Genomic DNA, 11,031 nt, shown 5'->3' on the forward strand with positions numbered 1-11,031 from the left:
ACCTCTGAAGCGTCCTCTTGGCAGGGGCGCTGAGATTCCGTCCGGTCCGCGACCGGCTGCGGTGCGCTCCTTTCTCTCTCTGTTCAATCACACAAGGATGCACCGATGTCGACCAGCTGTTTTGACCGCGAAGACGAGACCTTCATCGTTCTGGTCAATCAAGAAGACCAGTACTCCATCTGGCCGCACTGGAAGGCCGTCCCGGGCGGATGGACCGCCGTTGCGGGCTTGCAGGGCGACAAGAAGACTGTGCTCGCCTACGTCGAGAGCCACTGGACCGACATGCGTCCCAAGTCGCTGCGCGACTGGATGGCGCAACAGGCGGACGCAGCACCGGCCACGGAATCCGCGGCAGGTTGATGAGCGCCCCGGCGCCCTTGGTGCTGCTGTGCCTGCCCTGCGCAGGCGCCAGCGCCTCCATGTATCTGCGATGGCGGCGTTTCGTGCCGTCGTGGGTTCGCATCGTGCCGGTGGAGTTGCCGGGGCGCGGCGCGCGCATGGGCGAGGCCTTCGTCGAAGACTTCGATGCGCTGGTCGTGCGCCTCTGCGTCGAGCAGGCCGACGCGATGTGCGGCGACTTCGCAGTCTTCGGCCACAGCATGGGCGCCTTGCTCGCACACGGCGTGACTCGCAGGCTTCAGTCCTTGCATCGACCGTTGCCCCGCGCGCTGCTGGTGTCCGGCTGCGCAGCCCCCTCGCGGCGCGATCCTGAACGTTTCGATGGAGGCGAAGACGACGCCTCTCTGACTGCAGAACTGCGCAAGCAAGGCGGCACGCCCGAAGAGGTTTTCGCGAGCGAAGAGCTCATGCGCATCACCCTCGACACGCTGCGTGCCGACCGCCGCGTCTGCCGCAGCCACGCCCATGTCGCCGCCTGGCCGCCGCTTCCGCTGCCGATCCATGCCTTTGCGGGACGCCAGGACGACATCGAGATGCCTGCGATGGCGGCCTGGTCCGAAGAGACTGGTGGCACCTGCACGCTCGACTGGTTCGACGGTGGGCATTTCTTTCTCCGGCACCACGAGACCGCATTTCTCGCGGCGCTTGCATGGCGTCTGCCGACGCACTTTCATCAAGCGCCTCTTCCAGCGCATCAAGGCCAGATATGAATGAACTGCTCGCGACGGCATCCGCCGGCCGGCAACCGCGCAATTTCGTGGCGCACCTGCGCGCGTTGGCCGAGGGGCGTCCGCACGATGTCTGGCTCACCGTGGTCGACGAGGTCGATGGTGCCTACAGCGAGCTGCCTTTCACCTATGCCGTCTTCGAGCAGCGCGTGCGCGCGCTCGCGGCCCGCCTGCAGCAGCAGTTCGCCAAGGGCGACCGCGCGCTCGTCATGCTCGACAACGGCGACCACTATGCGGTGAGCATGCTGGCCTGCTTCTACTGCGGCGTGATCGCGGTGCCGGTGTTTCCACCCGAATCGACGCGACCGCAGCACCTGGCGCGGCTCACCGGCGTGGCGAGCGATTCAGCGGCGCGCTGCGTGCTCACGTCTTCTGCCTTGAGCGCCGCGATGTCGGCGGCCGGCAACCAGTTCGGCGATGTGCAGATCGTTGCCGTCGATGCGATCGACATCGCGCTCGCCGACGCCTGGCAACCCTTCGAGCCAAGCGACGACGACGTCGCCTTCCTGCAATACACCTCGGGCTCGACCTCGGCGCCCAAGGGTGTCATCGTCACGCACGGCAACCTGATGGCCAACGAGCATGCGATCCAGGTCGGTATGGGCATCGGGCCCGACGACAAGTTCGTCTCGTGGGCGCCGCTTTATCACGACATGGGCCTCATCGGCGGCCTGATGCAGCCGCTGTACAGCGGCATCCCGCTGGTGCTGACTTCGCCGCGCTATTTCCTCGAGCGTCCGGTGCGCTGGCTGGAGCTGATCTCGCGCCACCGCGCCACGCTCAGCGGCGGTCCGGACTTCTCGTTCCGCCTCTGCTTAGAGCGGGTGAAGGACGCGCAGATCGCGCAGCTCGACCTCTCGAGCTGGCGCGTGGCCTATACCGGCGCCGAGCCGGTGCGCGCCGACACCGAATTCGATTTCATCGAACGCTTCGCCCTCGCGGGCTTCGATCCCGGTGCGGTCTATGCCTGCTACGGCCTCGCCGAAGCGACCCTGTTCGTGACCGGCGGAAAGCGCGGCTCCGGCATGGTCGCGCGCGGCTTCGGCGCCGACGGCCTGGCATCCGGCAAGGGCACGCCGAGCGAAGACGGCACGCTGCTCGTCGGATGCGGCGCGGTAGCGGTCGAGCATGTAGTCGAGATCGTCGATCCCGCCACGCTGTCGGTGGTGGCCGAGCCCGGACGCATCGGCGAAATCTGGGTGAGCGGCGCGAGCGTCGGGGCGGGCTACTGGGGCAAGCCGCGCGAATCCGCCGAGACCTTCGTCGAGCGTGCGGGCCGCCGTTGGCTGCGCACCGGCGACCTGGGCTTCGTCTGCGATGGCGAGCTCTACGTGACCGGCCGCATCAAGGACCTGATCATCGTCCGCGGCCACAACATCTATCCGCAGGACATCGAGCGCGTCATCGAGGCCGAGGTCGATGCGGTGCGCAAGGGCCGCGTGGCGGTGTTCGCGGCCAGCGGGCCCGACGGTGAAGGCATCGGCGCCGCGGCCGAGGTGTCGCGCAGCATGCAGAAGCTGGTGCCGCCGCAGGTGCTGGTCGAGGCGCTCAGCGCTGCGGTCAGCGAAGTGTTCGGCGAGGCGCTGTCGGCCGTGCTGCTGCTCAACCCGGGCGGCATGCCCAAGACCACCAGCGGCAAGCTGCAGCGCAGCGCGTGCCGCGCGGGCTGGCTCGATCGCAGCGCGGATGCGTATGCGATCTACGAGCGTGGCGCATTCGTCAAGGGCGGTCCTGCCGAGGCACAGGCCGAAGCGCCGGTGCTCGATGAGACCGAGCGCGCCGTCGATGCGATCTGGTGCGAAGTGCTCCGGCCCGCCGACGCGAAGCCTTTCGCGCGCGACGCCCATTTCTTCACCCGTGGTGGCAGTTCGCTCACCGCCACCCAGGTCGCGGCCCGAATGTCGGATCACTGGGACATCGACTTTCCGGTGCGCCTGATGTTCGAGCATCCGCGGCTCTCCGAGTGCGCCGCCGCCGCGCGCCAGCGCCTGGCCGAAGGCGCGCGTGCGCGGCCCGCGCCCATCGCGGTGCTGCCGGCCGAGCGCCGGCTGCATGCGCTGCCGCTGTCCCACGCGCAGGAGCGCCAGTGGTTCCTCTGGCAGCTCGACCCGACGAGCGCGGCGTACCACATGAGCGGCGCGCTGCGCCTCACCGGTGCCTTGCAAGCCGATGTGCTGCGCGCGGCGCTGGACGATCTCGTCGTGCGTCACGAGTCGCTGCGCACCGTGTTCCGCGCGGGCAGCGACGGTGTTGCAGCGCAATGGATCCAGCCGTCCGGCACGTTGCCGCTCGAAGTGGTCGACCTGCGCGACGTGCCCGCCGATGAGCGCGACGGACGCCTCGAGAGCGAGACCCGCCGCATCAAGAGCGCGCCCTTCGACCTCACCCAGGGCGGCCTGCTGCGCGCCGCGCTGCTTCGTCTGGCGAACGACACGCAGGTGCTCGCCGTGGTGATGCATCACATCGTGTCCGACGGTGCCTCGATGCAGGTGCTGATCGACGAACTGGCCGCCGGCTACGCGGCGCGCCTGCAGGGCCGTGCCGCGGCGCTGCCCGTGCCGCGTGTGCAGTACGCCGACTACGCGGTGTGGCAGCGCGAATGGCTGGCCGCCGGCGAGGCAGAGCGGCAACTCGCCTGGTGGCAGAAGGAACTCGGCGACGAGCACCCGGTGCTCGAGCTGCGCACCGACCGACCGCGCAAGCCGCAGGCCAGCTACCGCGCCGCGCGCCACGCCTTCGAGTTGTCCGCGCCCCTGCTGGGCCAGCTGCGCGGCGTCGCGCAGGCCGACGGCGGCACGCTGTTCATGGTGCTGCTCGCTGGCTTGCAGGTGCTGCTGCACCGCTACACCGGGCAGGAAGAAATCCGCGTCGGCGCCGCGATCGCCAACCGCAACCGGGTGGAGTTCGAAAACGTCATCGGCCTGTTCGTCAACACGCTGGTGCTGCGCAACCCGATCAACGGCCGCACGCCGTTGTCGCGCGCGCTCGCGCAAGCCCACGAGGCCGTGCTGGGCGCGCAGGCGCACCAGGACCTGCCTTTCGAACAACTGGTGCAGCGCCTGCAGCCCGAGCGCAGCATGAGCCACAGCCCGCTGTTCCAGGTGATGTTCAACCACCTGTTCGAGGATCACCGCGCACTGCAGCGGCTGGACGGCATCCAGGTGCAGGACCACGCGCTGCCCGACCTGCAGACCCAGTTCGACTGGGTGCTGGAGGCCCGCGAGCGACCCGATGGCCGGCTGATGCTCGACGTGATCTATGCCCACGACCTGTTCGAGCGCGAGACCATCGCGCGCATGGCGCAGCACTACGTGGCGGTACTCGGCGCGCTCTGTGCCGACGCCGGCCGCGCGGTGGGCGACATCGCCTTGCTCGACGCCGCGGAAAGCGCGCAACTCGCAGGTTGGAGCATCAACGCGCGCCGCGAGCCGCAACCCCAACCCGTGCACCACACCATCGCGCAGCATGCGAAGCAGCAGCCCGACGCCGTCGCGCTGCTGTTCGGCGAACAAGCGCTGAGCTTCGCTGAGCTCGACCGCCGCGCCAACCGCCTCGCGCACCGCCTCGTCGCGCTGGGCGTGAAGCCCGACATGCGCGTGGGCATCGTGATGGAGCGCTCGGTCGAGATGGTGGTGGGGCTGCTCGCCATCCTCAAGGCCGGCGGCGCCTACCTGCCGCTGGACCCCGACTACCCGCTGCAGCGCCTGGCCTACATGGTGGAAGACAGCGGCATCGCACTGCTGCTGACGCACCGCGCCACGCGCGAGCACATCGCCGAACGCGCGGGCCTTGCGCGGCTGGAGGTAGACAGCACCGATCTCTCGAACGAGCTCGACACCGATCCCGGCATCGCGCTGCACGGCGAGAACCTCGCCTATGTCATCTACACCTCCGGCTCCACCGGCAAGCCCAAGGGCGCGGCCGTGCGCCACGCGGCGCTGCACAGCTGCATGGCCTGGATGCAGGACACCTACCGCCTCGGCCGGGAGAACACCGTGCTGCACAAGGCGCCGTTCGGCTTCGACGTGTCGGTGTGGGAGATGTTCTGGCCCCTGACCGCAGGCGCGCGGCTGGTGGTGGCCAAGCCCGGCGACCACCGCGATCCGGCGCGACTGGTCGAGCTGATCCGGCGCCACCAGATCACCACGCTGAATTTCGTGCCCTCGATGCTGCAGGCTTTCCTGGCGCACAAGGACATCGAGTCGAGCACGCGGTTGCAGCACATCATCTGCGGCGGCGAGGCCATGCCCGCCGAGACACAGAAAGAGACGCTGCAGCGCCTTCACGGCGCCACGCTGCAGAACCTCTACGGCCCGACGGAAACCACCATCCACGTCACGCGCTGGACCTGCCGCGACGATGGCCAGAGCCTGGTGCCGATCGGCCAGCCGATCAGCGACACCCAGTGCCACATCCTCGATGCCGAGCTCAACCAGGTGCCGCGCGGCGTGGCCGGCGAGCTGTACCTCGGCGGCGTGAGCCTGGCACGCGGCTACCTCAACAAGCCCGGCCTCAGCGCCGAGCGCTTCGTCGCCAACCCCTTCGGCGCGGGCGATCGGCTCTATCGCACCGGCGACCTCGTGCGCTGGAACACCGAGGGCCAGATCGAGTACCTGGGCCGCATCGACCATCAGGTGAAGATCCGGGGCTTCCGCATCGAACTCGGCGAGATCGAGGCGCAGATCCTCGCGCAACCCGCCGTGCGCGAGGCCGTGGTGGTGGCGCGCGAAGGCGCTGCCGGCGCCTCGCTCGTGGCCTACATTGCCGCGCATGCGCAGCAGGCGGTCGACACCGCCGCGCTGCGGGAGCAACTGGGCCAGGTGCTGCCCGACTACATGGTGCCGTGCGCCGTGGTGGTGCTCGAAGCCCTGCCGCTGAACGCCAACGGCAAGGTCGACCGCAAGGCGCTGCCCGAGCCTGAAGGCCTTGGCCGCGCGAGCACTTACGAGGCACCGCAGGGCCATGTGGCGCGCACGCTCGCGGCCATCTGGTCGGAGGTGCTGCAGGTCGAGCAGGTCGGCCTGCACGACAACTTCTTCGACCTCGGCGGGCACTCGCTGCTGCTCATCCGCGCGCACCGCCTGCTGGAAGACCGGCTGCAGGGCAGCTTCCCGCTGGTCAATCTCTTCAAGTACCCCACCGTCGAATCGCTCGCGCGCTGGATCGAGCAGGGCGGCGCGCAAGCCGCGGCCGTTTCCGCGGCAAGCGCCGACGACCGCGCGCTGCGCCAGCGCGCGGCCATGCTTCAACGCCGCAAAGTGGCAGAGAGAGTCAATTGATGACCACCGCCTTCAACGAATCCGCCGAACCGACCGGCCTGGAAATCGCCATCGTCGGCCTCTCCGGCCGCTTCCCCGGCGCCGACGATGTGGACGCCTTCTGGCGCAACATCGAGGGCGGCGTGGAATCGGTGGCGCGCTTCACCGATGAGCAACTGCGCGAACGCGGCGTGCCGCAAAGCCTGCTGGACGATCCCGACTACGTGAAGGCCGGCGTGATGTTCGAAGGCTTCGACCAGTTCGATGCCGGCTTCTTCGGCTACACGCCGCGCGAGGCCGAGAACCTCGATCCGCAGCAGCGCGTCTTTCTCGAATGCGCCTCGGCGGCACTCGAGCACGCCGGCTGCGATCCCGAGCGCTGGCCGGGCAAGGTCGGCGTGTATGCGGGCGAGGGCGCCAATGTCTACCTGATCCGCAATCTGTTGCCGTCTTTCGGCCTCGGTGCGCACACGGGCATCGCCGACCTGCTCGGACTCATGAGCGGCAACTCCGGCGGGTCGCTGTGCACGCGCGTGGCCTACAAGCTGAACCTGCGCGGCCCGGCCGTGAGCGTGCAGACCGCCTGTTCCACGTCGCTCACCGCCGTGCACACCGCCTGCCAGGCGCTCCTGAGCCACGACTGCGACATGGCCCTGGCCGGCGGCGTGTGGCTCAACCTGCTGCAAGAAGGCGGCTACCGCTACCAGGCCGGCGCGATCCTCTCGCCCGACGGCCATTGCCGCGCGTTCGATGCAGATGCCCGCGGCACGGTGATCGGCAGCGGCGCCGGCGTCGTCGCGCTCAAGCGCCTCGACGAAGCGCTGCGCGACGGCGACACCATCCATGCGGTCATCAAGGGCACCGCGGCCAACAACGACGGCTCGGCCAAGGTCGGGTTCACTGCGCCCAGCATCGACGGGCAGGCCGAGGTCATCCGCGCGGCGCAACTGATCGCGGGCGTCTCGGCCGACACCATCGGCTACATCGAGGCGCACGGCACCGGCACCACGCTGGGCGATCCGATCGAGATCGCGGCGCTCACGCAGGCCTTTCGCGCCGACACCGAGCGGCGCGGCTTCTGCGCGGTCGGATCGGTCAAGACCAACATTGGCCACCTCGATGCGGCGGCCGGCGTGGCGGGGCTCATCAAGGCGACGATGGCGCTCAAGCACGGCGTGCTGCCGCCCAGCCTGCATTTCACGAAGCCCAACCCGCAGATCGATTTCGCGAGCAGCCCGTTCTATGTGAACGCGCAGCGCCAGCCCTGGCCCGAAGGCCGCACGCCGCGCCGCGCGGGTGTGAGCTCGTTTGGCATCGGCGGGACCAATGTGCATGTGGTGCTCGAAGAGGCCCCGGTGGCCCGTCCGTCTGCACAGGCAAAGGCACCAGCCTGGCAGATCTTGCCGCTCTCCGCCCGCAACACCGATGCCCTGCAGCAGGCTGCGCAACGGCTCGCCAGCCATCTCGAAGAAGCAGGCTCCGGCACATCGCTTGCCGATGTCGCACAGACGCTGCAGACCGGCCGGCGCGCGCTGGCGGTTCGCGGCGCCGTCGTTGCCGACGGCTCGGCAACCGCCGTCGAGGCGCTGCGCGCGCCCGAGAGCGACTTCGACCAGGCGAGCGGCATTCCCGCGTCGGCACCCGAGGTCGCGTTCCTGTTTCCGGGCGGCGGCACGCAGCACGCGAACATGGGGCTCGCGCTTTACCGCGACCATCCGGTGTTCCGCCAGGAGATCGATCGCTGCTGCGACGCGCTGCGCGATGCGATGGGCATGGACCTGCGGCAACTGCTCTACCCGGCGGCCGGCGGCGAAGCTGCTGCCGACGAAAAGCTCGGCCGCATCGAATACACGCAGCCGGTGCTGTTCATCGTGGAGTACGCGATGGCGCGCCTGTGGATGTCGCGCGGCGTGCAGCCGGCCGTGATGCTGGGCCACAGCCTGGGCGAGTACGTTGCCGCGTGTCTGGCCGGCGTGTTCAGCCTGGAAGACGCGCTGCGCATCGTCGCCACACGCGGGCGGCTGATGCAGTCGATGTCGCCGGGTGCGATGACCGCCATCGCGCTTTCGGAATCCGAACTCGCGCCTTTCCTGGCCACCGGCTGCGATATCGCGGCGATCAACGGCGAGCAACTGTGCGTGCTCGCCGGACCGATGGCGGCCATCGAGGCGGCCGAGCAGCAGCTGTTCGCGCGCGGGCTGATGCCGCGCCGCCTGCTGGTCTCGATCGCTTCCCATTCGGCGATGACCGAGTCCATCGTGGCCGAGTTGCAGCAGGTGGTCGCGTCCGTGCCGCGGTCCGCGCCTCGCATTCCGTTCATCTCCAACGTCACGGGCAAGCCCATCACGGCGCAGCAAGCGGTCGATCCGGCCTACTGGGGCCAGCACCTGCGCGGCACGGTGCGCTTCGCGGACGGCGTGGCCGAGCTGCTGCGTGTCGAAGGCCGCGTGCTGCTCGAAGTCGGTCCCGGCGAGACGCTGGCCGGCCTCGCGCGCCAGCACCCGCTGGCCGATTCGGCGGCGGCCATTTTGTCGAGCCAGGCCCATCCGCAGAAGCAGGCGCAGAACGAACGCCAGATGGCGAGCGCGATCGGCCAGCTCTGGTGCGAAGGTATCGACATCGATTGGGCCGCGTGCCATCCAGGGCGGCAGGCGCGCCGCGTGCCGCTGCCGACCTATCCGTTCCAGCGCCGCTCCTATTGGACGGACATGCCCGAGGCGGGCAGCGAAGCGGCGACCTCGTCCGTGCAGAAGCCGGGCGATGCATTCCATGTGCCGGTCTGGCGGCGCACGGAGCCTGCGAGTGCGCCAGTGGCTCCCGCGCCGACCGAAGGCTGCACGCTGGTGTTCGCTGAAGCGAGCGGCTTGACCGATGCATTGATTCGCCAATTGCAGGCCGAAGCGCCCGCACACCCGGTGTTCCGCGCGACGCCGGGGAGCGGCTATGCCGAAGCGGGAGCGCGCCAGTTCACGGTACGCCCGGGCGAGCGTGCGGATCACGAAGAGCTCCTGCGCAAGGTGCAGGCCGAATCCGGGTCGGTCGCCAAGGTCTATCACCTGTGGAGCGTGGATGAGCAGCCGTTGTCTTCGGCGCAATCCGAGCAAGTCATGGAGCGCGGCTATTTCAGCCTGCTGGCGCTGGCCCAGGCCATCGACAGCACCTCTGGCGGGCGCACGCGCAAGCTCTCGATCGAAGTCGTCGCGAACCAGATGGAAGACGTCGCCGGCCTCGAGCCGCTGTGCCCCGAGAAGGCGACGCTGTTCAGCCTCTGCAAGGTGATCGCACAGGAGTATCCGCACATCGCTTGCCGGGTGACTGACATCGTCTTGCCCGTGCCGGGCAGCGCCGCCGAGGCGTGGCTGGCACGGCAGCTCGCTGCGCCGGCACAGGCGCCGCACGACGAAACGCTCGTGGCCTATCGCGGTCCGCATCGCTGGGTCAAGACCTATGCGCCGTTGCCGTCCGGCTCCGCGCCGCAACAGCGCCTGCGCTCCAAGGGCGTGTACCTGATCACCGGTGGTCTCGGCGGCGTGGGGCTCGCGGTCGCGCGGCACCTGGCCGAGTCATGGCAGGCGCGGCTGGTGCTGCTGGGGCGCACATCGCTGCCCGAACGCAGCGAGTGGGAAGCCATCGCTGCCGACGCCGCGCAGCCGCAGGCCCTGCGGACCCGACTCGCGCAACTGATCGAACTAGAAAACCTGGGCGGCGAAGTGCTCGTCGTCGCGGCCGACGTGGCCGATGCGGCCTCGATGCAGGCCGCCGTCTCAGAGGCCCGCGCCCGCTTCGGCATGGTGCAGGGCGTGGTGCATGCGGCCGGTCACGCGAACAGCGGAATGATCGCAACCCGCACCCGCGCCGCAATCGACGAAGTCTTCGCCCCCAAGCTGCAAGGCACGCGCTTTCTGCTCGACGCACTGCGCGACGAGCCGCTCGACTTCGTGCTGCTGTGCTCGTCGATCTCCAGCATGGCCGGTGGCTTGGGCATGAGCGACTACGCCGCCGCGAATGCTTACCTCGATGCGTTGGCCGCGCTGTGGCAACGCAGTGCGACGTACCCCGTCATCTCGGTCAACTGGGACGCTTGGCGCGACCTCGGCATGGCCGCGGGCCGCGTGCTGCCCGACGGCATCGGCATGGACGGACCCGAGGGCGCGCGGGCGGTGGAACGCATCGTCAACGGCCCGGCGTTCGCGCAGGTCGTGATCTCCACCACCGACCTGAACCAGCGGCTCGGCGAACTGGACAACGGCATGCTCGGCCTGCTGGAGACCGGCCCGGTCGCGAAGAAGAAGCGCCGTGAACACCCGCGCCCCGCGCTGGCCACCCCTTTCGTCGCGCCGGAAGGCGAGTTGGAGAACGTGCTCGCCGGCATCTGGCAAGACATGCTGGGCATCGCCAGCGTCGGCATCGACGACAACCTGTTCGAGCTGGGCGGCGATTCGCTGCTCGCGATCCAGATCCTGGCGCGCGCCCGCAAGGCCTACGAGGTCGAACTGCATCCGGCTGCCTTCTTCAAGGCACCCACCCTCCGCGACCTTGCGATCCTGGTCGAGACCAAGCTGATCGAGGAAATCGAGGCCGCCGCACCCCTCGATGCGCCGGCCGATGCCGAACCCGATCGCTCGCCCGCAACCGTCTGAAAAATC

4 protein-coding genes are annotated in these 11,031 nt (G+C 69.2%); all 4 read left to right on the plus strand.

Features of this window, described 5'->3' with window-relative positions:
- The first annotated feature begins 105 nt into the window (after nt 1–105).
- Genes QFZ83_RS05770 through QFZ83_RS05785 form a run of 4 tightly spaced genes read left to right on the plus strand, consistent with a single transcriptional unit; the run spans nt 106 to nt 11,025 of the window.
- Nucleotides 106–360, plus strand: a complete 255-nt coding sequence (locus QFZ83_RS05770) for an MbtH family NRPS accessory protein (protein ID WP_307503668.1) — start codon at nt 106–108, stop codon at nt 358–360.
- Nucleotides 360–1,109, plus strand: a complete 750-nt coding sequence (locus QFZ83_RS05775; RefSeq protein ID WP_307503671.1) for a thioesterase II family protein — start codon at nt 360–362, stop codon at nt 1,107–1,109. Before QFZ83_RS05770 ends, QFZ83_RS05775 begins: the two co-directional genes overlap by 1 nt.
- Nucleotides 1,106–6,406 (plus strand): non-ribosomal peptide synthetase, encoded by a 5,301-nt coding sequence (locus tag QFZ83_RS05780; protein WP_307503673.1) that lies wholly within the window; start codon nt 1,106–1,108, stop codon nt 6,404–6,406. The genes QFZ83_RS05775 and QFZ83_RS05780 overlap by 4 nt, the downstream gene beginning before the upstream one ends.
- On the plus strand, nt 6,406–11,025 hold the full coding sequence (locus QFZ83_RS05785) for a type I polyketide synthase (protein WP_307503677.1): 4,620 nt from the start codon (nt 6,406–6,408) through the stop codon (nt 11,023–11,025). The genes QFZ83_RS05780 and QFZ83_RS05785 overlap by 1 nt, the downstream gene beginning before the upstream one ends.
- Nucleotides 11,026–11,031: the final 6 nt, after the last annotated feature.

The sequence above is a fragment of the Variovorax sp. W1I1 genome (assembly GCF_030815625.1).
Classification (GTDB): Bacteria; Pseudomonadota; Gammaproteobacteria; order Burkholderiales; family Burkholderiaceae_C; genus Variovorax; species Variovorax paradoxus_C.